The organism is Rummeliibacillus pycnus (assembly GCF_050459865.1).
Classification (GTDB): domain Bacteria; phylum Bacillota; class Bacilli; order Bacillales_A; family Planococcaceae; genus Rummeliibacillus; species Rummeliibacillus pycnus_B.
Genome location: NZ_JBCMNM010000074.1, coordinates 1 through 25,550 on the forward strand (window position 1 = coordinate 1; position 25,550 = coordinate 25,550).

Annotated in this window: 25 protein-coding genes and 1 riboswitch; of the genes, 6 read left to right on the forward strand and 19 right to left on the reverse strand. The window is 34.6% G+C overall.

Annotated elements, in window-relative coordinates; genetic code table 11:
* The first annotated feature begins 526 nt into the window (after nucleotides 1–526).
* The 3 genes from ABE048_RS14600 to ABE048_RS14610 are packed head-to-tail and all read left to right on the forward strand — an operon-like array spanning nucleotide 527 to nucleotide 3,824.
* Nucleotides 527–1,981 carry a circularly permuted type 2 ATP-grasp protein gene (locus ABE048_RS14600; RefSeq protein ID WP_430311995.1) on the forward strand — a complete coding sequence of 485 codons (1,455 nt, stop codon included), beginning with the start codon at nucleotides 527–529 and terminating at the stop codon, nucleotides 1,979–1,981.
* Nucleotides 1,971–2,936 (forward strand): alpha-E domain-containing protein, encoded by a 966-nt coding sequence (locus ABE048_RS14605; RefSeq protein ID WP_430311996.1) that lies wholly within the window; start codon nucleotides 1,971–1,973, stop codon nucleotides 2,934–2,936. Before ABE048_RS14600 ends, ABE048_RS14605 begins: the two co-directional genes overlap by 11 nt.
* Before the next feature lie 30 nt (nucleotides 2,937–2,966).
* Complete coding sequence (locus ABE048_RS14610) at nucleotides 2,967–3,824, forward strand: transglutaminase family protein (protein ID WP_430311997.1); 858 nt, start codon at nucleotides 2,967–2,969, stop codon at nucleotides 3,822–3,824.
* Between the two features lie 173 nt (nucleotides 3,825–3,997).
* Here ABE048_RS14610 and ABE048_RS14615 read toward each other — a convergent pair whose 3' ends face one another.
* A complete protein-coding gene (locus ABE048_RS14615; protein ID WP_430312026.1) occupies nucleotides 3,998–5,197 on the reverse strand; it encodes an NlpC/P60 family protein in 1,200 nt (399 codons plus the stop codon).
* Between the two features lie 269 nt (nucleotides 5,198–5,466).
* Here ABE048_RS14615 and ABE048_RS14620 point away from each other — a divergent pair, with 269 nt between their 5' ends.
* Together ABE048_RS14620 and ABE048_RS14625 are read left to right on the forward strand one after the other, a co-directional pair.
* Nucleotides 5,467–6,045 (forward strand): metallophosphoesterase family protein, encoded by a 579-nt coding sequence (locus ABE048_RS14620; protein ID WP_430311998.1) that lies wholly within the window; start codon nucleotides 5,467–5,469, stop codon nucleotides 6,043–6,045.
* Nucleotides 6,046–6,155: 110 nt separating this feature from the next.
* Complete coding sequence (locus tag ABE048_RS14625) at nucleotides 6,156–7,037, forward strand: LysR family transcriptional regulator (protein ID WP_430311999.1); 882 nt, start codon at nucleotides 6,156–6,158, stop codon at nucleotides 7,035–7,037.
* A gap of 92 nt (nucleotides 7,038–7,129) precedes the next feature.
* On the opposite strand, the gene ABE048_RS14630 is transcribed toward ABE048_RS14625, so the two are convergent.
* The 12 genes from ABE048_RS14630 to ABE048_RS14685 form a co-directional block, all read right to left on the reverse strand.
* Nucleotides 7,130–7,426 carry a hypothetical protein gene (locus ABE048_RS14630; RefSeq protein ID WP_430312000.1) on the reverse strand — a complete coding sequence of 99 codons (297 nt, stop codon included), beginning with the start codon at nucleotides 7,424–7,426 and terminating at the stop codon, nucleotides 7,130–7,132.
* Between the two features lie 87 nt (nucleotides 7,427–7,513).
* Nucleotides 7,514–8,464, reverse strand: a complete 951-nt coding sequence (locus ABE048_RS14635; protein WP_430312001.1) for a rhodanese-related sulfurtransferase — start codon at nucleotides 8,462–8,464, stop codon at nucleotides 7,514–7,516.
* A 442-nt stretch (nucleotides 8,465–8,906) separates the two neighbouring features.
* Nucleotides 8,907–9,491 (reverse strand): ECF transporter S component, encoded by a 585-nt coding sequence (locus ABE048_RS14640; RefSeq protein ID WP_430312002.1) that lies wholly within the window; start codon nucleotides 9,489–9,491, stop codon nucleotides 8,907–8,909.
* Between the two features lie 167 nt (nucleotides 9,492–9,658).
* Nucleotides 9,659–9,796: riboswitch (FMN riboswitch) on the reverse strand.
* Nucleotides 9,797–10,212: 416 nt separating this feature from the next.
* Nucleotides 10,213–12,012 (reverse strand): ATP-binding protein, encoded by a 1,800-nt coding sequence (locus ABE048_RS14645; protein WP_430312003.1) that lies wholly within the window; start codon nucleotides 12,010–12,012, stop codon nucleotides 10,213–10,215.
* The gene (locus ABE048_RS14650; RefSeq protein WP_430312004.1) at nucleotides 12,005–12,721 is read right to left on the reverse strand and encodes a response regulator transcription factor; all 717 of its coding nucleotides are present in this window, start codon (nucleotides 12,719–12,721) and stop codon (nucleotides 12,005–12,007) included. The genes ABE048_RS14645 and ABE048_RS14650 overlap by 8 nt, the downstream gene beginning before the upstream one ends.
* A 112-nt stretch (nucleotides 12,722–12,833) precedes the next feature.
* The gene (gene ccsB, locus ABE048_RS14655) at nucleotides 12,834–14,021 is read right to left on the reverse strand and encodes a c-type cytochrome biogenesis protein CcsB (protein ID WP_430312005.1); all 1,188 of its coding nucleotides are present in this window, start codon (nucleotides 14,019–14,021) and stop codon (nucleotides 12,834–12,836) included.
* Nucleotides 14,018–15,694, reverse strand: coding sequence for a cytochrome c biogenesis protein ResB (resB, locus tag ABE048_RS14660; RefSeq protein WP_430312006.1), 1,677 nt, complete (start codon nucleotides 15,692–15,694; stop codon nucleotides 14,018–14,020). Before resB ends, ccsB begins: the two co-directional genes overlap by 4 nt.
* A gap of 16 nt (nucleotides 15,695–15,710) precedes the next feature.
* Entirely contained in the window at nucleotides 15,711–16,241 is a 531-nt protein-coding gene (resA, locus tag ABE048_RS14665) for a thiol-disulfide oxidoreductase ResA (RefSeq protein WP_430312007.1), read from the reverse strand.
* 119 nt (nucleotides 16,242–16,360) lie between these two features.
* Complete coding sequence (locus ABE048_RS14670) at nucleotides 16,361–17,092, reverse strand: pseudouridine synthase (RefSeq protein ID WP_430312008.1); 732 nt, start codon at nucleotides 17,090–17,092, stop codon at nucleotides 16,361–16,363.
* Between the two features lie 149 nt (nucleotides 17,093–17,241).
* Nucleotides 17,242–18,240, reverse strand: coding sequence for a D-alanyl-D-alanine carboxypeptidase family protein (locus tag ABE048_RS14675; protein WP_430312009.1), 999 nt, complete (start codon nucleotides 18,238–18,240; stop codon nucleotides 17,242–17,244).
* Between the two features lie 19 nt (nucleotides 18,241–18,259).
* Nucleotides 18,260–18,859 (reverse strand): SMC-Scp complex subunit ScpB, encoded by a 600-nt coding sequence (gene scpB, locus ABE048_RS14680; protein WP_430312010.1) that lies wholly within the window; start codon nucleotides 18,857–18,859, stop codon nucleotides 18,260–18,262.
* Complete coding sequence (locus ABE048_RS14685) at nucleotides 18,831–19,610, reverse strand: segregation/condensation protein A (RefSeq protein ID WP_430312011.1); 780 nt, start codon at nucleotides 19,608–19,610, stop codon at nucleotides 18,831–18,833. Before ABE048_RS14685 ends, scpB begins: the two co-directional genes overlap by 29 nt.
* A gap of 56 nt (nucleotides 19,611–19,666) precedes the next feature.
* Here ABE048_RS14685 and ABE048_RS14690 point away from each other — a divergent pair, with 56 nt between their 5' ends.
* Nucleotides 19,667–20,167: a DUF309 domain-containing protein gene (locus ABE048_RS14690; RefSeq protein WP_430312027.1), complete on the forward strand. Its 501-nt coding sequence runs from the start codon at nucleotides 19,667–19,669 to the stop codon at nucleotides 20,165–20,167.
* Here the strand turns inward: ABE048_RS14690 and ABE048_RS14695 are convergent.
* The 6 genes from ABE048_RS14695 to ABE048_RS14720 form a co-directional block, all read right to left on the reverse strand.
* A complete protein-coding gene (locus ABE048_RS14695; protein WP_430312012.1) occupies nucleotides 20,164–20,535 on the reverse strand; it encodes a GNAT family N-acetyltransferase in 372 nt (123 codons plus the stop codon). The genes ABE048_RS14690 and ABE048_RS14695 overlap by 4 nt on opposite strands.
* A 193-nt stretch (nucleotides 20,536–20,728) precedes the next feature.
* Nucleotides 20,729–22,045: a diaminopimelate decarboxylase gene (gene lysA, locus ABE048_RS14700; RefSeq protein WP_430312013.1), complete on the reverse strand. Its 1,317-nt coding sequence runs from the start codon at nucleotides 22,043–22,045 to the stop codon at nucleotides 20,729–20,731.
* Nucleotides 22,046–22,146: 101 nt separating this feature from the next.
* The gene (locus ABE048_RS14705; RefSeq protein ID WP_430312014.1) at nucleotides 22,147–23,718 is read right to left on the reverse strand and encodes a spore germination protein; all 1,572 of its coding nucleotides are present in this window, start codon (nucleotides 23,716–23,718) and stop codon (nucleotides 22,147–22,149) included.
* Complete coding sequence (locus ABE048_RS14710; RefSeq protein WP_430312015.1) at nucleotides 23,711–24,502, reverse strand: SigF/SigG family RNA polymerase sporulation sigma factor; 792 nt, start codon at nucleotides 24,500–24,502, stop codon at nucleotides 23,711–23,713. The genes ABE048_RS14705 and ABE048_RS14710 overlap by 8 nt, the downstream gene beginning before the upstream one ends.
* Nucleotides 24,503–24,506: 4 nt before the next feature.
* Nucleotides 24,507–24,953 (reverse strand): anti-sigma F factor, encoded by a 447-nt coding sequence (gene spoIIAB, locus ABE048_RS14715; RefSeq protein ID WP_430312016.1) that lies wholly within the window; start codon nucleotides 24,951–24,953, stop codon nucleotides 24,507–24,509.
* Nucleotides 24,946–25,299 carry an STAS domain-containing protein gene (locus ABE048_RS14720; protein ID WP_430312017.1) on the reverse strand — a complete coding sequence of 118 codons (354 nt, stop codon included), beginning with the start codon at nucleotides 25,297–25,299 and terminating at the stop codon, nucleotides 24,946–24,948. Before ABE048_RS14720 ends, spoIIAB begins: the two co-directional genes overlap by 8 nt.
* Between the last annotated feature and the right edge of the window lie 251 nt (nucleotides 25,300–25,550).

Below are 25,550 nucleotides of genomic sequence, written 5' to 3' on the forward strand. Positions count from 1 at the left end.
AGACTCCGTTCCTTAATTTCACTGCGGGGTCTCACCTGTCTCGCTTTCCCGCAGGAGTCTTCGCTAATTCCACATCAACAAAGATAGCTATATTAGATTTTTTATATAATCTTTCATCTATTTTTACTTTTTAAGAGCCTTCAACGTAGTCCTATTTAGTCGAAGCTAGCGTATCGGAATCTCATTAAAATCGCTCAAATCCAATATTTTATGTTCCCTATTTGAAACGGCTAACTAAATATAGATATTTTGTGAACTCACATTCAAATATATATTTCCCCGCATATTTCTTCAATGTCCTTGGAGATGTTGTAATATAGTATTTTTGTGTCCAACATAGATTTCAACTATATTATAGCGTCTACAAAAAATTTATCTTTCTAACATCATTTCGTACCTGTAAATCATATCATTATAAATAATAATAAATTTTATCTATTTTAATAGAGGAATTCTCTAATGTTAAAGAGTATGTTTAATAGATAAGAATTGTCTATACAACTTGTGAATCTTAGGAGGCTAATAAATGTTCCAACCCTATGAAACGAAAATATATTTTGATGAAATGCTTGAAAATAATAAACCAAAGAGTCATTATAAAGCTTTCTTTGATAAATTAACTGAATTTTCAGACCTCGAATTACAACAGAAGAATGATTCAGCGCAATCTCGTTTTTTAAAACAAGGGATCACTTTTACTGTATATGGCTCAGAAGGTGGAACAGAAAGGACCATGCCTTTTGATTTTGTTCCCATAATAATTACACATGAACAGTGGCAAACGATTGAAAATGGGATAAAACAACGTGTTGAAGCACTCAACCATTTTTTACATGATATCTATCACGAACAAAAGATTATAAAAGCCGGCATTATCCCCCCTACTCTTGTGCATAACAACCCTTATTTTTATAGAGAAGTGATTGGTGCGAAGATTCCACTAGGTAATCATATTTTCTTAGCAGGTATTGATTTAATACGTGATGAGCACGGTACTTACCGCGTTCTCGAAGATAATTTACGAAATCCTTCAGGTATGTCTTATGTCTTCAAAAATCGTGCCATTATGAAACAAGTCTATCCAGAATTCTTTTCAAAATATTCGTTACACACATTTGAGCATCAACTTGCAATCATGCGTGAAGCTTTACTAGCTCATCGTCCAAAGAATTTATCACAAGATCAAGAACCGCATGCCGTATTACTAACTGCTGGCATTTATAATTCAGCATATTATGATCATGTATTTCTAGCAAAACAACTCAATATTTCGCTTGTAGAGGGAAAGGATTTAATCGTCCAAAATAATTTTGTTTACATGAAAACAATTCGGGGTTTAGAACGAGTTGATATCATTTATCGCCGGATTGATGACGATTTTTTAGATCCCTCTGTTTTTCGTAAGGACTCCCTTCTTGGAGTACCTGATATCATAGCAGCGTATAAAGCAGGAAATGTAGCGATCTTAAATGCAGTTGGCAATGGAGTTGCAGATGATAAAGCGATGTATTCATATGTACCGGATATGATTCGTTATTATTTAAATGAGGAGCCAATGATCCAAAATGTAAAAACATATATGCTGAACGATCCAAACCAGCGCAACTGGGTTCTAGATCACCTACATGAATTAGTTGTCAAAAATGTTGGTGCATCCGGTGGCTACGATATGCTAATTGGACCTCATGCTTCTCCTAAAGAGATTGAGATATTCCGCGATAAAATTCTAAAGGAACCTCATCAATATATTGCACAACCAACAATTAAGTTATCTCGTGCACCTGTATATCAAAATAATCGTTTCTATCCTTGCCATGTAGATTTACGTGTTTTCGTTATGAAAGGAAGCGAAACAACTGTATTACTAGGTGGATTATCACGTGTTGCACTGAAAGAAGGCTCACTTGTAGTTAACTCTTCTCAAGGTGGAGGCGCTAAAGATACATGGGTGTTAAAGGAGGCAATTCAATATGCTAAGTAGAGTGGCAGAATCTTTATATTGGATGGCACGAAATAGTGAACGTACAGCTGGGAATGCACATATTATTCATACACAACTTTCGAATATGTTAGAGGAATCTGGATTTGATTTGACTTATTTAGAGGATTGGAAAGTTATTCTAAATATTTGTGGCTCTTCAAATCAATTTCTAATGACCTATAATCGTTTATCTGTTCGCAATCTAAGTGATTATTTACTGTATTCTAAAGAAAATCAGAATTCAATCATTGAAACGACTTGTAGAGTTCGTGAAAATGCACGAATTACTCGAGACATTATTCCACATGCTTTATGGGAAGAATGGAATGAATTATATTTATCAATTAAAGATGTGCCACAAGGTAAGATGTTTTCATTATTAGAAACAAATGATTTCTTAGAAAAAGTTTATCATACATCCCTTACAGCAGCTGGCATTATTAATACACTCATGCCTCGTGATGAAAGTTATCATTTTTTCAAGATTGGTCGCTGGATTGAGCGTGCAGAAAAAACAACTATCATTTTAAATGAATTGCTTCAAAAGAAAGAACATGAGGTAAGAAAATGTACTGCAACATTTAGTCTTCAATTCACACAGTCGTTATATGATTACTCCAAAAAACATCGCCTTTGCAACACTGATCTTGTTTTAAATTACTTAATAGGCGATGTGACATGCACACATTCCATCACTTATTGCATACAACATATTAAGCAGAGCATTGCGATCATTGAAAAAAACAATAGCAATAGTCGTATTTATCCACTTATGCAGGAATTAAATGCATTACTACAAACAGCCTCCACTGACGCAACAACTTTATCAATCGAACAAAAGCAAAAGTGGATACGTGACTTATTAAATCGATTGCTTTCAATTGGCTCAATATTTAACGAAACTTATTATTTAATTGAGCCCAATATCCATATGAAAGTGAGTGAACATCGGTAACAAGACACAGCAAGAGGAGAATCACATGCAATGAAATATAAAATTACGCACAGAAATACTTTTGAATATGACAGCCCTGTTGAACAAAGTTTAAATACTATTCGTTTAAAGCCGCGAATAAACGAATGCCAAAGAATATTATCCTATGAGATTCAAATATCGCCAAATTCAGTAACAAGAGAATATACTGATATTTGGAATAATCCTGCTGGTACCTTTTATATCCCTCAAAAGCATGACAAGCTAGAAATTAAGACAACATCAATCGTTAGTATTCAAAAAGCACCTCTTATGGATCAGCTTAGTTTTTCAGCAAAAATGAAAGATATTTTTGAATCACAACTTTTCAAAGAACACTATTTACATTATTTACAGTCTACTAAATATACACATTTAACAGATGTTCAAATAGCGGAAATTAATGATGTCATCGGTTATCGTAATAATCCTATAGAATTTTCATTAGCACTTATGACCTATTTGCACACCCATATTCGCTATGATGTTGACGTAACGAACGTTAAAACAACTGCACAAGAAGCATATGACTTGAAAGCAGGCGTATGTCAAGACTACTCACATATTATGATTGGCGTATTACGAGCAAATGGCATCCCTGCACGTTATATAAGTGGCTATTTATATGTTGGAAAAGACGATGACTTAATTGGAGATTCCGCTACACATGCTTGGGTAGAAATAATGGTACCAGGTGTGGGGTGGGTTGGTTTAGATCCCACAAATGATATCGAAGCGCTAGAAAACCATACAATACTCTGTGCAGGTCGTGACTACACGGATGTCAGCCCTATCGAAGGTGTATATACAGGTGACGGCCATCATACCCTTACAGTAAAAGTAAACGTTACAAAGATAAATCATTTGTAAATAAGACTAAATTGAAATATTTCGAAAAAAAAATAAAGCCCTTATTACATTTCATATGGACCAATGTAATGAGGGCTTTATAATAAATCAATCTCTTTTGACGATGAAAAACGATTAATAGAAAAAAGCCTTCTAAATAGAAGACTTTTCCTTATAAAATTATTACTAGATTATTAGTTTACGCCTGCAATACGACCATAGCCAACTAAATACTTATTCCACCAATCTAGTGACTCGACAACTACACCGTTATTTTGTGCATCCAGCATTCTTCCTCCACCTAAGTAGATTCCAACATGTGCTACACCAGAGCCATAACTAAAGAACACTAAATCCCCAGCTTTAGCTTCACTTGCACTTACTTTTTTCGTAGCTAAATATTGTTGTGCTGCTGTACGAGGTAGTGAAACACCAGCTTGTTTAAATGACCATTGTGTTAAGCCAGAACAGTCAAAGCCCGTAGATGGATTACTTCCTCCCCATACATAAGCTCGTCCTAAAAATTTGCTTGCTTCAGCAATCGCAGCTTTTGCAGATCCTGATCCTGAAACGCTTGGTGCTTTTTGATCGCTATCTGTAACTTTAGCTCCATTTGTACCATTACCCGCATCGCCTAAATTTTGTTGTACTGAATTACTAGTTTCACTTATAGAAGCCGCTTTTAATTTTTTTGCTTCCAAAAATTGTTTTTCTTGTAGAGCTTTTAAACGTTTTGCTTCTTCTTCACGTTTTTTACGTTCTCTTTCAAGTTTTTCTTGTTGTTTTTTTGTAGCAATTTGTTCTTTTAATTTTAAAGATTTTGCTTTATTTTCTGCTTTTTTCGTTTCTAAATGATTTTCTTCATCTTGCATTTCTTGGAATTGCTGTTGTAGTTTTGCTTGTTTATCTTGTAGTGCTTGCTTTTCTTCTGCTAGTTTCTTTTTATCTGCTTTTTGATCATCTAGTAAGTTTTGATCTGCATCTAAAATTGTTTTAACTGAAACTGTACGACTTACAGCATCAGCAAAACTATCTGCGCCAAGAACTGCTTCTACATATGGACTAATTGTATTATCTTGGTTTTGGTATGCTTTTAAACGATCTTCAATTATTGTCGAACGCTCTTCAATATTTTTTTCAGTTTCTTTTATCTCTTTATTTGTTTCGCTAATGTCATTTACAGTTTTTCCGTATTCTTGTTGCTTTTTATCAAGCTTTTTTTGCAATTGTTTAATTTCTTTGTTTAACTTTTTGATTTTCTTATCAATTTCAGCTTTCTTTTGAATCATCTGTGCTGATGTTTTAGCATCTACTTGTAAAGGTTCTGATGTATACATAAAGCCACAAGCTAGTGCTAGAGTAACAACTACAGTTCGAGCCCATTTTGAACGCATATTCAATCTAAATCATCTCATTTCAATTAATTATTACTATGTATAGTTTTTAGTTTTTAAATTCTATTTAATGATAACACTAATCATATATTTGTATAGTCTTTTTCTCCTGTTTTAACAGAAGCGTAATTGCTGTTACACAATTGTCATAATATTTTCTCTATGTCTTTTATTCTACATAATATGACTGTTTCCTCTAGACAAAATCGTTTCAGGTCGCTACATTTTGTGATAAACTCTTACATATATTTTTTGAAAGGACTGTTAGCATGCAATATGCAATACTTGGCGATCTTCATTCCAGCGTATCAGATACTAAAGCTGTTCTAGCCGATATTAGTGAAAATGCTGAAAATGCTGAAATTATTGGACTTGGCGATTTATTTGAATGTAAAATTGGTAAAAAGAAAGCAAAGAATATTGTTGGTATTAAATTAGATGAAGCTGCTGAGTTATCAGATGAGTTTACACAACTATTGAACTTCCCTTCGGTTAGAGGTAATCAGGAAGAACGAATTATGATGGTAACGGGTTTAGATACATTCTCAGATTTGCCAGAATCAATAGAAATTGAAGGCGCAGAGGTTATTCATGGGCACCAATTTAAGTGGTCCACTGATTGGAAGCCTTTTTTGGATCAACTTGAAGCACCTATCGTCTTTTTCGGACATAGCCATGATGCTGCAATCTATAAAAAAGGAAATAAAAAGGAATTTGATTACGGACAACCTTTTCATTTAAAGAATAAAAAGTATGGTATTAATGTTGGCTCTGTTGTTGATAACCGCGAATGGTGCTTGTATGATTCGGATGCTCGTACAGTAACATTTATGAAAGTACAAAAATGAACACGTAAGGGATCATCCCTTAGTGTTTTTTTATTGACTTCAAAAGGTTTGTTATTTATGATTGGAACCAAAATGATGTAAAAAAGCATGATTAAAGGAGAGAAACCCAAATGGAATGGCAACAGCTAGAATACTTTCAAGTACTAGCGAGAATACAACATATGACAAAGGCCGCTGAGCAATTATCCATTTCTCAACCAGCTCTTAGCCGATCGATTGCCCGTTTAGAGGACGAGTTAGGCGTACCTTTATTTGAAAGACAAGGACGCTCAATTATATTAAATCGTTATGGAGAAATATTCGTAAATCGTGTTCATAACATAATGCGCGAATATCAAGATGGATTGCATGAGATTCAAGAGATAGTTGATCCAAACCATGGTGAAGTTTCACTTGGCTTTTTACATACACTAGGAACAAATGTCGTACCAGACTTAATCATGCGGTTTAGAAAGCAACATCATGATATTCATTTTATTTTAAAGCAAAGTCATACCCACCTTCAGCTTAAACAACTACAATCAGGTGAACTGGATTTATGCTTACTTGCTGAAATGGAAACAGAAAAACCGATTCAGTGGACAGAGCTTTGGCGTGAAGAATTATTCGCAATCGTACCTATTTGTCATCCTTTAGCTACACATCAAACGATTACAATGAAAGAGTTGGCAAATGAATCATTTATCTTATTAAAAAAAGGATATGCTTTAAGAATTCAATTGGACGGTTTTTTTAAAAAAACTCACTTTGAACCGAAAATTACATTTGAAGGCGATGAAGTAGCCACTGTTGCTGGATTTGTAGCAGCCGGCCTCGGCGTATCAATATTGCCTGATGGAGTAGAAATCAATCCACAACGAATTGCCAAAATACACATAAGTGATTTGAAGCTTGAACGAGTAATCGGCATGGCTTGGGCTGAGGGGCGTTATCTTTCTCCAGCAACAAAGCAATTCCAACAATTTATTCTTGATTATTTCAAAAACAGCTAAAAAATATCCTCTTCCTTCAAAATTTTGGAAGAGGATATTTGTTTTTTACATAAATCAAGATTTGGTATGCAAACTTACCAAATTACAATTAATTACTCAATTGTAATTATTACATGTTTTCCATCAAAATTAGACAACCATTCAATACAATCAAACTCTTCGATATCAAAATCATTTGTAAATTTATCGCCACCATAACCATCTTTACCTTCAAAATAAAAAATTTCAGCAATGCCCGTTACTTTTTTTTCAATATCAGGTAATTTAAAAGTTACAGTTACTTGTTCACCATCGTAAGGAGAGAGCTTTTTAGCTAATGGTTCATTATCTAAGAATAATAAGCTCGGACCTTTCATTAATTGAAGATCTAATTTACCTTGAATAATCAATATTCTCTTTCCCTTCTCAAACCAGCTTTTAACTGAGATTAGAAAAGTGAACTATGTTTCATTTATCAGATCACTCTACTAAATTTATTAAGCTAATGTTTCACCAATAGCTGCTAATCGTACTTTCACTTCTTGTGCAGTTAAGCCATTGCGAGTGATATATCGGTTTCGTGGATGTACTCTACATTCATGTGTACACCCCCCTAAATATTTATGTTCATTTTCTTCAGAACATAGGATTTGCTTATTACATTCCGGATTTGCACAGTTAATGTATCGTTCACATGGTTCCCCGTCAAAATGATCATGTCCTACAACCACATTCTCTACTTGGTTTACTGGTACAGAGATTCGTTCGTCAAAGACATAGCATTGACCATTCCATAATTGACCTTTTGCCACTTCATCTTTTCCGTATGTGACAATACCACCATGTAATTGACTAACATTATCAAATCCTTCTCTTTTCATCCAACCAGAGAATTTTTCACAACGGATACCGCCAGTACAATAAGTAAGAATTTGTTTACCTTCAAATTGTTCTTTGTTTTCGCGTATCCAGTCAGGTAATTCGCGGAAATTTTGAACATCTGGTCTTACTGCACCTCTAAAATGTCCTAAATCGTATTCATACGTATTGCGCGCATCGATTATCACAGTATTTTCTTCTTGCATCTTTTTATAAAATTCAGCAGGTTCTAAATAATTTCCTGTTAATTCATGTGGGTTTATATCATCTTCTAAACTTAAATTTACTAATTCATTTTTAGGTCTTACATGCATTTTTTTGAAAGCATGACCTTCTGCTTCATCTATTTTAAAAACAATTCCATCAAATTTTGGATCTGCCTTCATATATTCCATATAAGCATCCGTTTGTTCAACCGTTCCCGAAACTGTCCCATTGATCCCTTCAGTTGCTACTAAAATACGACCCTTTAATTCTATTGATTTACAAAAAGCTAAATGGTCTGTAGCAAACTTTTCTGGATCTTCAATTATTGTATAAAAATAATAAAGTAAAACACGGTAATTCATATTTATCACCTATCCTATAATATTTGCAAGATATTAGAGATAGACTCTATTTTCAGTTAATAAAATTGAAAACTTATCATTGCAGATTTTATGCTTCAAAACATAAAATATCCTTCAAATTATATCTTTCCTTCTCTTTTTATGCAAAAAAAATGCCTGGATAACAATTTGATTTCAAAAAAGAACTACTAGATAATTTTCATATATTATTTCATTTTTTATGTTTTACTTTCCCGGGAAATAAAGCTCCTTCTTTAAAAAGATAAAAGTTACTATGTAAAGTGTTTAGTAAAACTTAGAGGTTTCTACGAATCATATGCCTCCCATTTCCTCCAAGCCTCCTCGTTTGGTCATAGATCACTACGCTAGGTTCGTCGCAGAAGGATTGCCAAAGTAAAAAAGACTATCTCTTTTTTTAAGATAGTCTTTTAATTTATATATTTTATTCATTTATATAAGTATTACGTTGTTTTATAATCCATTTTTTCATATTGGAGAATAGCAATAACACAATTGTTGTTAAGATAACCCCTTTAATAATATTAAATGGTAGAATACCTGTTACAATTGATTTTGTTAAAGCCATGCCCGTTTCTGTAGGTACATTTAGGAAGTAGTTATACATCGGCATAAATACGAAATAGTTCAAAACACTCATACCAATTGCCATGGTTAAGGTACCAATAACTAAACCTGTTGTTAATCCCTTTGCTGAGGATAAACGTTTATAAACAAAGTAAACTGGAATAATAAATAATACACCTGTTGTAAAGTTTGCAATTTGACCAACTGGAACACCTGTTGGACTACCAACATAGAACCAGTTTAATACGTTTTTAATAAATTCTACTAGGATCCCTGCAACGGGTCCCATTGTAATTGTTGCTAAAAGTGCTGGAACATCACTAAAATCAACTTCTAAAAATGCTGGAAAAGGCGGTAGTGGAAAATTAAAAATCATCAATACAAATGAAATACTACTTAACATTCCGATTGAAACCATCTTTTGCAATTTTGTGTTTTTCATTTCTTTCTCTCCTTTTGCGATTCACTTCAAAAAGAGGAAAGGTCCGGGATTAATGATATGCAATAAAAAACCCTTAAGCTTTGTCAGCTTAAGGGAGAAATAGGCATAGTCAAATAAACGCCTCTTTACACTATTAATAAAATAGTATAGTAAATAGACGACCGTACCTTCACCTTCTCCCATCCAGACTATACTGTCGGCCTTGGAATCTCACCAAGTCCTGCCTTACGGCTCGCGGGCTCAAGAGTAATACATAGTTCTCTAATACCGCCGATCGGGAATTTCACCCTGCCCCGAAGATGAATCAATATAATTTTTTAATTACAATGTAACTATATAAAAAAAAGAAGATTTTGTAAAGGCTTTAATCTCAATCCCCCTCAAAATTTTAGTAATCCTACGGAAATAGTCAGCTTTAATTATTTAAAATTCTATTAAGAAGGTTCAATGTAAATTGATAGTTAAGGCTTTGAAAAAACTAACGATATCAGATTCTGCCCTCTCCCATTTCGCTAGTTCCTACGGTTTCTCTTTTCAAAAACCCTTTCACTATGGGGTCTCGGCAGCTAGATTTTTCAACAAATTTTTATTTTTACTGATAGCGTTAACTTCAAGAACAGGTTTAATCCTGCTTATTGCTTCAAGATATTTTATGAACATCCTCAAAAAAAAAGAATGCCCAACAATTTAAGAAAATAATTGTTAGACATCCTCATAAACATTAAGCTTTCGAATTTTCTTGATTTACTTCAAGAGGTAAATAGAAAATAAAGTTGGTTCCTACATCAACTTCACTTTCAACTGTAATACGACCTTTATGTGCCTCCACTATATTTTTGGCTATAGCAAGTCCCAGGCCTGTACCACCTTTCCCTCTTGTTCTTGCTTTATCCGCTTTATAGAAACGTTCAAATACATACTCTAAATCTTCTTTTGGAATACCTGCACCAGTATCCTTTATTTGAATACGAGCGTAAGTAACTTGTTGGTCTACAATTACTTGTACTGTACCGTTTTCTTTTGTATGGCGAATTGCATTATCAATCAAATTAGTTAATACTTGTTCAATACGGTCTTCATCAATACTAATTGGTATTAGATCATCAAATGTTGAAGAATAGGTCAACTCTACACCTTTCTCCTTTGCAACTTGTACAAATTTTTGCGTAATTCGTTCAAAAACTGGTGTTATTGGTACTTGATCTTTGTATAAAGTGATATTCCCCGACTCCATACGAGCTAGATCCAATAAATCTGTTACTAGTCGACCCATTCGTTGTGATTCATCATAAATAATACGTATCATTTCATTACGTTCATCTTCACTAGATACTACATCATCTATAATGGCTTCACTGTAACCTTGTAACATTGCTATAGGAGTTCGTAATTCATGTGACACATTAGCGATAAAATCTGATCGAAGCTTATCTAAGCGATGTTCTTCCGTTTTATCTCGCAATACGGCAACGGCTCCCCGTACAGAATCTCCGCTATAAAGTGGACTAATTGAAATCAAGAAATACGTGCCACCCAACTCAAGTTCTTCCCGTAATTCTTCTTCCAAGTCAATCACATGCTCTAGCATATGAAAAATTTCTGGTGGAATTGGATGTTCACTATCAGAGCCTTTATTAATAAACCATTTTTGTAATAATAACTCTGCTGGTGGATTACTTAATATGACTGTTCGATCACTGTTGAATGTTATCACAGCATCTGTCATAGATGTTAGAATACTTGAAAGTTGTTCTTTTTCTTGATTAATAACTTCCATATGATGCTTTAATTGACGCCCCATTTGGTTAAATGCAGTACCTAATTGGCCAATTTCATCATTTTGTAATACTGGAACTTTTTTATCGAAGTTTCCTTTTGCTAACTCGAAAGCTGCCTCTCGCATTTTACGTAATGGTGATGTAATTCGAGTTGATAAGAAGAAAGCAAAGAAAGTTGTTAGTATAAAAGCAATCGCTGCAGCTAGAAAGACAATTTTTGTAGTCTCATTAGTTGTACGATGAATTGCATCAGGACTTTGATAAATGTAAACAACACCGTGATTAACTTTATGAGAATTTAAAGGAAAAGCCATAACTATATAGGATTCCACATGATCCTTTTCAGTTGATGATGGTAGCATCATTTCTTTGACTACCGGTTTGTTTGAAGTAAAAACTTGATTAAATGATTTTTCACCAATAATTTTATCCTTAATCTGATCTTGGTTTAGACCTTCTTGAAGGGAAAATGCTAATTTACCTGTATTATCAACGATTACTGCATTCGTTTCATCACTCAAAATATCACTGATAATCGATTTTGTGGACGTTATTGTCTCATGCTCATCTACTATTCTTGCAATTGTAGTCGCTTCTTGGCGAAGTAATGCTTCAGATTGTTGGGTATGGTATTTAGATAGAAATTCTAGCATTAATACTGTAAAAACAAACAATACAAATGAAACGAGAAGCAAAATGGTTACCCATAGCTTCCCGACAACACTGTTCCATATTCTAGTCATTGACTACCTCAAATTTATAGCCAACGCCCCATACTGTTACAATCATTTTCGCTGCATTTTCAGATACTCGATTTAGTTTTTCGCGTAAACGTTTAACGTGGGTATCGACAGTTCGTAGATCACCGAAGAAATCATAATGCCAAACCTCTTTTAATAGTTGCTCTCGATCAAATACCTTGTCTGGTGCTTTCGCTAAGAAATAAAGCAATTCATATTCTTTTGGCGTTAAGTTTACTTCAACACCATCAGCAGAAACACGGTGTGCATCATGATCAATTGTTAAATGTGGGAATACTACTAAATCTTTTGACGATGAAGAGACAGAAATTGGAGAAAATGCAGCAGAACGACGTAAAATCGCCTTTACACGTAAAACTACTTCTCTTGGGCTAAACGGTTTCACTATATAATCGTCGGCACCTGTTTCAAAACCTTCAACTCTATTTGCTTCTTCACCTTTAGCGGTTAATAAAATAATAGGTGTTGTTTTTATATCGCGAATCTCTTTACAAACTTCTAATCCATCTTTTTCTGGCATCATAATATCTAAAAGAATACAATGATATTCATTAGTAAGAGCTTTTTCTACTGCTTGTTCACCATTTTCGGCTTCTTCTACTTCATACCCTTCACGTTCTAAGTACATTTTTAACAAACGGCGGATGCGATCTTCGTCATCTACCACTAAAATCGAAATTTGTTCAGTCACAATATATGCCTCCCAGTATTCTATACTTTTATTGTACAATCAGTCATACAAAATGGAAAGAAAAGAAAAGCCTTTTCCTCATATTAAGGAAAAGGCTTTTTTTAATAATACATTATCCAGCGTATGAGTGTAGACCAGCGATAATTAAGTTAACAGCAACAAGGTTGAACATAATAATAACAAAGCCTATTACAGCAAGCCATGCAGATTTTTCACCTTGCCAACCTTTTGATAGACGTAAGTGAAGAAAAGCTGCGTAAAATAACCAAGTAATTAATGCCCATACTTCTTTTGGATCCCAGCCCCAGAATCGAGACCAAGCTTCTTGTGCCCAAATCATTGCAAAGATTAATGCCCCTAATGTGAATACTGGGAAACCAATTAATACTGAACGATAACCAATTTCGTCTAATAATTGAGAATTAGCACGTTTTGTAAGGGGTTGTACCATACGTGAAATTGGTTTACGTACGATTAATCGAATTAATCCATATAGAATTGTTCCAGTTATTATAGACCATACTACAGTAGTTAATTTTTTCGCATTGACAATAGCAGGCATCTCAGCTAATGGTTCCATCTTATCAGGTGACTTTAGCTCGTATTTATGCATACCAAATAATGCTGGAGTGTTGTATGTAATTTCTTGTTGTGCACCATTCTTGTCTACATAAGTGAAGTCTGCTTTATATCCCATAATCTTGAATGTAGATGAAACAATTACGAAACCAAGTACTAAGACAGCTGCATACATTACAACTTCTAACCAAATACTACTTTTTGTCCGTTTCGTTGTATCAACAGTTTTCATCAAATAGATTAATCCGGCAACAGCACTGATTGCTAAAATTGATTCACCAATTGCGGCTGTAATTACGTGAACTGTTAACCAATAACTTTTTAGAGCTGGAATTAATGGACTAACTTCTTTTGGGAACATACTTGCATAGGCAATGATTAAAATAGCAATTGGTAATGCAAATAGTCCAAGAGCAGGTACTCTATAAATGAAGAAAATTAAGATAAAAGCACCGACAACGAACATACCGAATGCTGTTGTAAACTCGAACATATTACTAACTGGTGCATGTCCAGCATAAATCCAACGAGTGATAAAATAGCCAAGGTTGGCTATGAAACCAATTATTGTAATCGTGATAGCAATTTTACCCCAGTTTTTGTTAGAATCTGATGCATCTTGTTTTGCACCTTTAATTGCTCCACCGAAAAATAGGGTAGCTACTAAATACGCGATAAATGCGATAAATAGTAAAGCGCTACTAATATCAATTAAACTCATAATGTGTTGTCACCTTCCTTTTTATTCTCTTGGTCTTTATTTTGATTTTCTTCATCCTGTTGATCAACCCAAACAGGTAGATGGGCAAACTCAGTTACTGTAGCTAAATCTTTTTTCATACTAAACCAGTTTTTGTTTGTATGTGCAGCCAATAAAAGTCTTCCATCTTTTGTTTTTTGAAGCCATAAACGACGATGACTCCAATAAGACCCCATTACAACACCTATCATAAAGATTATTCCGCCAAGTGCCAGAATAGGAAGTGTCTTATCTTTTCGAATAGTTAAACCTGAAACGTTACGTGTTTCAACATTTGAAAATTTCATTTTATATTTTGTTGTACCAAGCGGTTCTAAAGTTTGTCTGATAGCAACAAAACTTGTTTCGCCTTTTGGTGTTTCAGGTGTATACATTTTAAAGATAAATGCTGGATTGTTTGGTATCGGAGAATCAGATTGTGGCTCACCATTATCAAATCCAGAGAATGTTGGATAATAACCTTTAATCTCAACTTTGGTTTTGTCGTTTAATTTATATTCTTTTTTAGGATCTGCTAAATCAATATTCACTTCCCCTAAGGATTCACCTGTTTTTTTATTAACCAAGTTAAAATTCATCGCTTTAAGTTCATTTAAACGGAAATCCATTTGATAAAGTGCATATCCATCATATTTTAATGGTTCATTTACTTTAATAGAATAATTTTTTATTTTTTCAACATCTTTTGTATCCCCAGCAACTGCGCCTTCTTTTGCTTTGTATAAGACAACATCAGTTTGGTAGTTTTTCGCTACAGAATTAACAGCAGCTTTAGATTGATTAAATTCTTTTGTTTGCTCATCTTTTTTGTATGTTTCGAAGGTGAATTTATTACTATGTAGGTAATAACCTTCCATTCCTGGGATTGATGCAGTTTCGCCTTCACGAATCCAAAGTGATTCATCGATATAAAATCCAGGCATTAGGCGCAACATAACACCAAATAGAAAAATGATTAATCCTATGTGGTTAATATATGGACCTGAACGAGCAAAGCGGTTTTTTTCAGCTAAAAGAACGCCGTCTTCTCTACGAACTTTGTATTTTAACTCTTTCATTTTCTTTTCAGCTAAGTCTAATGATTCATCGGCTTCAGCTGAAGTCATATCTTGTTGACCAAAAATACGTTGTCGTTTCATAAAACTTTCATGACGTTTTACACGTTGATTTTTCAACGATTTATATAGTGGAATCCCGCGATCAAGACTTGCTACGATGATTGAAATCGCTAACATTCCGATTAACGTTTGGAACCACCATGAACTATAAATATCGGTTAATCCTAAATTGTAATAGATTTTACCGAACGTACCATAGTTGTCGATGTAGGCTTGTTTTATATCTTCACCTTGCGTCACATTTACATAAACTACTTGAGGTAAAAACGTACCAATTGCAGCTGCTATTAATGTAATCACAATTATAGAGACACCAACTTTTACACTTGAGAAGAAGTTCCAGACTTTATCAATTATCGTTTTGTTATACGTTTTCGAACGAATCGCTCTTCCTTCGTATCGCATATCAACGATCTTTTGATTTTTTTCTTCTTCTGTAAGAGGTCGTCCACATTTTTCACATAGATGCGTTCCTTCGGGATTAACATGACCACATTCGCAAGTTATATTTTTCATCCTTTAGAACTCCTTCTTATGGTTTAATACTTGTTAGGTATTTTTTTATATCTGTTTCCGTCATTTCTCCAGTAATGATTTTCACTATTTTACCGTTTTTGTCTATTAAAACTGTAGTTGGTAATGGATCAACGTTATAAACCCTCATAACACTTTTTGTTTTATCAAGTAAAATTGGAAACTCGACACCAAGTTTATCTGTAAAGCTTGATACTTCTAAATCAGGTTGAGCGATATTAATACCTAAAACTTGAACCCCTTGGTCTTTGAACTGTTTGTATTGCTCATTAATTGCGGGCATTTCCTTCTTACAAGGCTTGCACCATGTTCCCCAGAAATTCAACAAGACACCTTGTCCTTTATAATCAGATAATTTATGGGTCTCACCATTTAAATCTACTAATGAGAAATTAGGTGCATCATCTCCCACTTTTAATAACTGTACATTATCTTTGTGTGCAGCTGTATAAATTGTATAAACAATTGCTGCAACTAGAACTATTAAAATGGCTGCTCTCAGATAAAATCTTTTTTGTTTTTTTTCCATTGTCGTAGTAAGCCTCCTAAATAACGACAGAAACAATCCACTCTATTATATCAAATTATGGCTTATTTACTTTTACATATATGGATGCTTTGTGAATCTTTTGTAACATAAAGCAACAATTAGCCGATTCTTCCTGTTTCGGAAAGAACTCGAAGTTGTTTTACTTCATGTGCTGTTAATTCACGAGATTCTCCTGCATTTAGACCATATAACCCTAAAAATGCAAATTGTTCACGTTTTAGCTTTTCTACTGGGCAACCAATTGCTTCAAACATTCTACGTACCTGTCTATTACGCCCTTCGTGAATTGTAATTGCAATAATAGATTTCCCTTGTTCACGATTTGATGAAAGTACTTTTACTCGAGCAGGAGCCGTTTTACCATCTTCAAGCATGATTCCTCGTTCTAATCTCTTCAAATCTTCTCTTCTTGGTTCCCCTTTAACTTTAGCCACATACGTTTTATCAATATTATAACGTGGATGCGTTAATATATTTGCAAAATCGCCATCATTCGTCATTAACAATACACCCGAAGTATCGTAATCTAATCGACCCACTGGGAAAATTCGTTGTTCAACAAGCGGGAATAAATCAACTACAGTTTTACGACCTCGATCATCTGAAACTGCTGATATAACGCCTCTTGGTTTATATAATAGATAGTAAACCTTTACTTCCTGTTCAATTTTAACGCCTTCTACTTCGATTGAGTCCGAAGCAGTAACTTTTGTACCAAGCTCTCGTACCACTTGACCGTTTACTTTTACCTTACCTTCTGTAATTAATTCTTCCGCTTTTCTTCTTGATGCGATTCCTGCATGAGCAATCACTTTCTGTAGTCTTTCCATTTGGTCACCTCATTAATCTTAATGCTAATAGTCTTCAAAAATTATTGCATATTTTTTCTAATAATTAAAGTATTAGAAACTACATTTAAATACTTAATGCGCCCCTGCGACAACGCAAAATTCAAAAAGACTGCTTATTCAGCAGTCTTTTATTTCCAAATCATTTGAACCGGTTCTTCAATCAACGGCTGTCCGTCTAAATAAAACGACCAAATCCCAATGTCACCTTGTGCAATGCGTGGCATTCTAAGGATCGATTTAACTTTTTTCTCTTCGTCTTTAGAAATTAATGCATAAACAGGATGGTTTAATTCAACTTGAAGGTCATCTCTTACTTGATATATCCCCTGTTTTGCCAAAAGTCTTTTTTCATATTTTTGGAAAGCAGTTTCTGCAAATTCTGAGTGAACTTGCCAGTCATTCGATTCATTTAATGTAACAACTATAATTCGCTTACCATCTTTTTCAAAATAGGTGGCAAGTGTACGACCTGCGACTTTGGTAAAACCTGTTTTTCCTGCAATGGCGTATTTGTTGTAATGCAGAAGTTTGTGTTTATTTTTCCAAGTTGTTGGATTTTGCAAATCACTTTTATAAAATTTTGTGGTAGCAATTTTACGAAAAGCCTTTTCTTGCATTCCAATTCTAAGCATTTGAGCTGTGTCATAGGCCGAGGATAAATGCTTGTCATGATGAAGACCAGATGGATTTTCAAAATGAGTATCTGCTAACCCATAAAGCATCGCATAGTCGTTCATCAATTTCACAAATCCCCCAACTGAGCCTCCTACTTCTTCTGCGATTGCTGTAGCAGCATCATTACCCGATCGCAAAAGTAAACCATTTAGTAGTGTTTTTAATGTCGTCTTTTCACCTTCAACAAGATAAATTGATGACCCCTCACTCAATGTTGCTTTTTTCGAAATGGTTGTTTCAGTATCTAAATCCTTTTCTTTTACTGCTACAAAAGCCGTCCACATCTTTGTAAGACTTGCAATTGGTAGTCTTTGATGCTCGTTCATTCCAACTAATAATCTTCCTGTATCTGCATCAATTACTGCGTAGGAACTTGAAGCTGCTTCTGCTGTTTTTTCAAATGGCATTAGAACAATAATACAACTCAATACAACAACAATCCAACGACGCAAAATGTCACTCCTTTAGCGATCAGTCTATTTGCGGTTCTTGAAAAGCTTCTTGGAATTTAGACATAAATAAATCTGGTTGCTCATCAATTTCATTTATCCCTTCCTCTGGAAGCTCTGGTAATTCGTTAATATTCTTCATACCAAAGTAATTCAAGAATTCTTTTGTAGTCCCATATAAAATGGCACGGCCAGTACCTTCAGCTCGCCCAACTTCATGTACTAAACCTCTTGCATTTAAAGTATGTAACGCTCGCTCACTTTTTACACCTCTTAAATCATCAATTTCTACACGTGTAATTGGTTGTTTATATGCTACAATTGCTAATACTTCAAGTGATGCTTGAGATAATGCTTGACTCGGAGGATTTTCTACCAACTTTTGGATTAAATCTGCATGTTCAGGATTTGAAATAAGTTGAAATGTACCTGCCAATTCTTTTATTAATATCCCTCTGTCCTCTTGTTCCTCGTAACTTACCTTCATTTGTTGGATTGCCTCAGCGATTTCTTCTTCTTTTGCATCAATCATAATTGAGAGTTGGTGAATTGTTAATCCGTCTTCTCCGATAATGAAAAGTAGACTCTCAATTTTACTCATCAATCGATTCAAGTTGTTCATCTGTTATTTCTTCCTTCCGTAAAATCACCGTTAAATCCGAAAAATTATTTTCTTGTTCAACAGCTACTACTTGTCGTTTCATCAGTTCTAATAGAGATAAGAACGTCACGACAAGTGTCCCTTTGTCTTCATAAGGGAATAAATCATAGAAATTAGCGCGTCCATGAGCTGATTTTAATACATTAACTACCGTACGCATTTGGTCTTTAATCGAAATATCTTGCTTTGTTACCTTTGTTGTAAGTGGTGCCTTTAATCGTTTTCGATTCAACATTTTTTGAAATGCAGCTACCATATCAAAGACATTCACAGTAGTATCAAACAAAACTAATTGTTCATCAGGCACATATGCCGATAAATCCGCTGGAGGTCTCGTAAAATATTTTGTACGAGTTGTTTCCATTTCTTTCAAATTAACAGCTGCTTCTTTAAATTTACGATATTCTATTAATCTTGCTACAAGTTCTTCACGTGGGTCAGGTTCATCTAATTCGAATTCCTCATCATCAAGCTCACCTTCGTGAATCGGCAATAGCATTTTACTTTTAATAGCAAGTAGTGTAGCGGCCATTACTAAATATTCACTTGCTTCATTTAGCTCTAAAACTTGCATCGCTTGAATATGCTCCATATACTGTGCAGTAAGCTCTGCCATTGGAATATCATATATATCAATTTCCAAGCGATGGATTAAATGTAATAATAAATCGAGAGGACCTTCAAAAGCCTCTAACTTTACTTCATATGACATAATTTACCACCTGACAATTTATCTTCAAAATTTAGTATAGAGGAAAGGTGAGCAAAATGCATCCTATGCATCATCCTTTGTTTATCCAATTTCTTGCTTATTTCAATGGCAATCAAGATTATTTTGAATGTCATGAAGTTTTAGAGGAGTATTGGAAAAAAGTTGCACCAAGAGATAAAACCCATCCACTTACCGGATGGATTCAACTTGCAACCGGGCTATATCACTGGAGACGTGAGAATTTTAAAGGAGCTCAAACCATTTTAATAAAAGCAGAACGTACATTAAGAACAGCGATTCACGATCCATTTTTAGAAGAAATAAATACTTCAGACTTATTACAACAAATTCATCTCTCTCAACTAAAAATTGATCAGCATGATCTTTATGAGTGTTGGTATATTGATATTATATCCCCAACTTTAAAATCTATTGTAGATCAGGCTATTTTAGTTCTCCCTCCTAGTGATACTTATTTTCTTCAAAACAAACATTTCCTTAGAGATCGTTCCAATATTCTTTTAGAACGTGAAGAAAAAAGAAGAAGCAGACATTAATACTCGTTGTCTGCTTCTTCTAACATCGTTAGACATTTTTGGATAAAGGATTCAGTTACACTATCAGCTGTAATTGAACCGCATAAATCCATTTCTGAAAGCTGTCGAATCATTTCTACTCCAAGTCCTTCTCCACGATGAGATGGATCTACTGATATATGTCTAACAATCCATTGACTATCCTTCATCTCTACACCAACAAGACCAATATAATCTTCTGCTTGTTTCCATAAGAACAGTTGCCAGTTTGGATCAGAATTATATTGACAAATCGTCTCTTGTAACTTTTTTACATCTTTATGTTCGGGCATAAAAGACAAGAGCCCCATTGCAATTTTTTCGTATGCTTTCTTATAACGAAATAACATATATTAAATCCCTCTTTTTTTGCCTTTAAATATCCTTGAATATCCTACACGAAAAGCAAAAAATACGCAAATTTTTTCCCATTATTTAGGGATTGAGTTAGGTGCTATAAAAACCCAATAAATAACACCCCATATGCATGCCATAACAAATAAGGATATTAACAAAATGATATTATTTTTTTTCACGTTTGGGTTACCCCCTTCCAATTGATAGCGGAAGGTCTAACTTCACAAGATCCTCATAACTTTCCCTTTTCACTGCTAACTGATGTTCACCGTTTTCAACGAACACAACAGCTGGTCTAGGAATACGATTATAGTTACTCGCCATTGAATAACCATATGCACCTGTACAAAATGTTGCAAGAATATCGTTTGGTTCGGCCGCTGGTAGATTAATGTTCTCAATCAGTTTATCACCAGACTCACATAGTTTGCCAGCAATCGTATAAGTTTCAGTAAGAGGTTGTGACATTTTATTGGCAATTACCCCATCATACTTAGCTTCATAAAGAGCAGGTCTAATATTATCTGACATACCTCCATCTACAGCCAAGTACTTACGTATATTAGGAACTTCTTTTTGAGAACCAATCGTATAAAGTGTTGTTCCGGAATCCCCTACCAATGAACGTCCAGGTTCTATCCAAATTTCAGGCATTGGCAAATGTAGTTTCTTTGCCTCTTGTATCACTGTTTTAATCATATCATCTACATAAACTGCTGGTTGTAGCGGAGCATCTTCGTCTGTATAACGTATACCAAATCCTCCACCCAAATTTAAAACAGTCGTATGGAATTGATATTGTTCTTGCCATTCGCCCATTTTATCAGTCAACTTTTTAGCTGCTAGTCGAAAAGCTGTTGTATCAAATATTTGTGAACCAATATGACAGTGCATTCCTTGTAATTCTAAATATGGATCATCATATAGTGCTTTAAAAGCAGCATCTGCTTGACCGTTGCTTAAATCAAAACCAAATTTTGAATCAGATTGCCCTGTTGTAATAAAATCATGTGTATGTGCTTCGACCCCAGGTGTTACGCGAATTAATACATGCATTTTTTGTTTACGATGTGCAGACAATTTTTTTAAAAGTTCAATTTCATGAAAATTATCAATTACAATGCAACCGATTTTAGATTCAAATGCAAAGTCTAATTCATGCAAGCTCTTATTGTTTCCATGAAAATGGATTTTTTCGCTTGGAAATCCTGCTTGTAATGCTGTGTATAATTCACCACCTGAAACAACATCAACAGACAAGCCTTCTTGTGCAGCCAGTTGATAAATAGCCACACTTGAAAAGGCCTTGCTAGCATAAGCAACTTGCGCTGAAACGGAAGCTTCTTTAAATGTATCGATAAATCCACGAGCTCTCTTTCGAAATAAAGCGAGGTCATAAACAAATAGTGGTGTACCATATGTTTTTGCTAATTCTACTGTATCGACACCACCGATAGATAAATGGTCATTTTCTGTAATAGCTTGGGTTCCATATAAATGCATCCAATCTCTCCTATCGTATCCATGTTCATTTGTAAGAATACACGGAATTTTCTATATCATGAACTTTAACACGATAGAAGAGCAGATGCAATGGCTCTTCATCATGAACGGTTTCGATCCTTAGCTCCAACTAAGAACGGTCTTGGTGCATCATTTGTCAATGGATAACGTATTAATACATGTGCGAAAGCATTAGGGAAGAATGGAATAAGTGGCCACAAATAAGGAACATTCATTGGTTTTAATGATGCCATATACCATACTGTAACTAAAATACCGATAAAGAAACCATTAACACCAAAGGCGGCTGTTAGTAACAATAATATGACTCTGAAAATCTTAACAGATACACTCAGTTCATATGATGGAATAGCAAAAGTGAAAATAGCAGAAACCGCTGTATAAAGGACAACCTCTCCAGAAAAGAGTCCTACGTTTATTGCAATTTGGCCAATAACGATACCTGCTACAAGCCCCATTGCCGTTGACAAAGGCGTTGGCGTATGGATAGCTGCTAGCCTTAAATACTCTATACCAATATCTGCAATCAGAATTTGTATAAGGAGAGGAATAGTGGCTTTTTTATTGAGACCTATAAAGTCCATAAATGAAGGGACGTATTCGGGATGCTTAACAAGCAGATACCAAAGAGGCAGTAAGAAGAAGCTAAGAAAAGCTCCAAAAAAACGTAAAAATCGTACGACTGTTCCAATTGCAGGTGCCTGTCTATATTCTTCTGCATGTTGCAAATGATGAAAAATAGTCACTGGCACTAAAATAACTGAAGGAGATGTATCCACAACAATTGCAATATGTCCTTCTAATATATGTGCTGCCACAATATCAGGTCTTTCACTATATCTTACAAAAGGTAATGGATGGAAGCGTTGTTTTATTAACCATTCTTCTAAGGATTTATCTGCCATAGTCAATCCATCATGCTTGATCTTCTCTAAACGTTCCTTTACATAGTTTAGATGTTCATCATTGACAATTTCTTTTAAATAAACAATAGCTACATCCATTTGACTTTTTTCAGATACTTGGTGTAACTCAAATCGTAATGATGTATCACGTATTCTCCTACGAATGAGAGCTGAATTTTGTATAATATTTTCTGTAAAACCATCTCTCGATCCTCGAATTACCTTCTCATTATCAGGTTCCTCTGGATTTCTTCCGGGATAACTTCTAAAATCGGCAGTAATAGCGATACCAGATGGTGTGATAAAAGCTATTTGCCCACTCATGATAGCCGTTAATAATTTTTCTTTTGAAGTTTGCAGCTCCCAAGCAAAGAAGGGAAAGCATTCAAAAAAATAATCTGCTTCTGCTTGAACGCTTTCTTCCTTAGAGTGTTCTTGCCTTTTTTGTGAATTAGCCCCATCTGATTCGTTTGTATCATGCTTTCTATCTACTTTTGCTTCACCTGATGTGAATTTATCTCTTTCATAAACAGCGGTGGGCTGCATTGCGGTTATTAAACGAGTGTAATTTTGACTATCGATTAAACCATTAATGTTAATCGTAAATACTTCCATATTATGAACATGTATATATTTCATATTGATATCGAAGCTTTCACTTTTCCCGAATTGGGAAATCATGAAAGCCTCTGCTGCTTGGTTACTTTGGAAAATCGCTTGTGTTTCATTGTTGGTACTACTACTCATGATCTGCCACCTTTACCAATTGTTCATATTGCTGATCTGTTAGCCAAATCTTAAGCTGTGCTAAAATTCGCTTTTCTAAACGGGAAACTTGAACTTGTGAAATACCTAATCTTTCAGCAATATCACTTTGCGTACAGTCGAGGTAATAGCGTAAATAAATGACAGACTGTTCACGTTTACCTAGTCGCTCTAGCATATCTTTTAACGGAATATGTTCGAATGGCTTTTCAGATCGTTCGTCTTTCATTTGATCCATTAAACTAATTGGATCTCCATCACTTTCAAAAATTTGTTCATGAAGTGATGCTGGATCTCTTAATGCATCACTAGCCATCGCAATATCATCCATTGATACATCTAATATTGTCGCCAACTCCTGAAGTGTAGGCGGTCTTTCATTGTCTTTTAGAAAATCATCTGAAGCATGGCGAATTTTATAATTTAATTCTCGAATTGAACGGCTAACTTTAACCATACCATCATCGCGAAGGAAACGTTGAATTTCCCCAATAATCATTGGTACAGCATATGTCGAAAATTTAACTGGATAAGATAGATCAAATTTATCGACAGATTTCATCAGTCCAATACATCCGATTTGGAAAAGGTCTTCTAAATCGGCACCCCTTGAAGTAAATCGTTGAACAATTGACCATACAAGTCTGGTATTTCCTTCTACCATCTCTTTTCTAGCTGCTTCATCCCCTGCCTGCGCTAATTTAATTAATTCTCTCATTTTTTCCTGTGTCAGAAGTTCTTTTGACGCTTGCGGGTTTGATGTCATGTTCTCACCTTACATAAATCGGCTCTTGTACAGGTTGAAATTGTTTCTTAAAGGTGACTGCCGTTCCTTTCCCAAGTTCTGATTGCACAGATAAATGATCTGTGAAACTTTCCATGATAGTAAAGCCCATACCTGACCTTTCTAGCATTGGTTTTGTTGTATAGAGAGGTTCCATGGCTTGTACCACATTTTCAATGCCAGCACCTTGATCTAATATCGTAATCGTTACTTCTCTTCCTTGGCGAGAAGCTTGAACCGTAACAATACCATTTGGATCTTCGTCGTAACCATGAATAATCGAATTTGTAACAGCTTCAGAGACAACTGTTTTAATCTCTGATAATTCTTCTATTGTTGGATCTAAAATAGCTAGAAAACTTGTGATTGCAATTCTAGCGAGCCCCTCATTATCACTAATTGCCAAGAATGATAGTGTCATTTCGTTATCCATGAAGAATCCCCCCTAAGCTTTGGATGGCTTCTTTCTCTGATTCATGCCAAATATATTTTCCTAAACCTGAAAACTGAAAAATTTTCTCCATAGTAGAAGATGGTTTGATGATTAATGTTCGACCATTTTGTACTTGTAGATCTCTCATTCTACCTAAGATTAATCCTACTCCTGCACTGTCCATAAACTGTAACCCCTCTAAATTCCAAATAATATCTTGAACATAACCACTGTAAATAGCTTGCGAAATATCTTCTCGAATATGTCGAGCTGCATGATGATCCAGTTCTCCTTTTAATCGGATAATCGCAATTTTTTCTGATGTAATTTCAATATGGTGCTGCATTTACATACCTCCTTTTCAAAAACTATTCTACGGAAGAATAGAAGAATCCTATGCCTTGACAATTTAACAATCAAAACGCTAAAGATAGAAAAAATACGACAGCTACCATCCGTTAGTATGGAATTAATTCCTCATTTTTAATCATGGAAAAACATATCAATTAAAAAATATTCTTATGTTTTTCAACAAAAACCGTTAACATTATATAATTAAAATTAGCACTTGCTTATTTAAGGAAAACTATTTCTTAA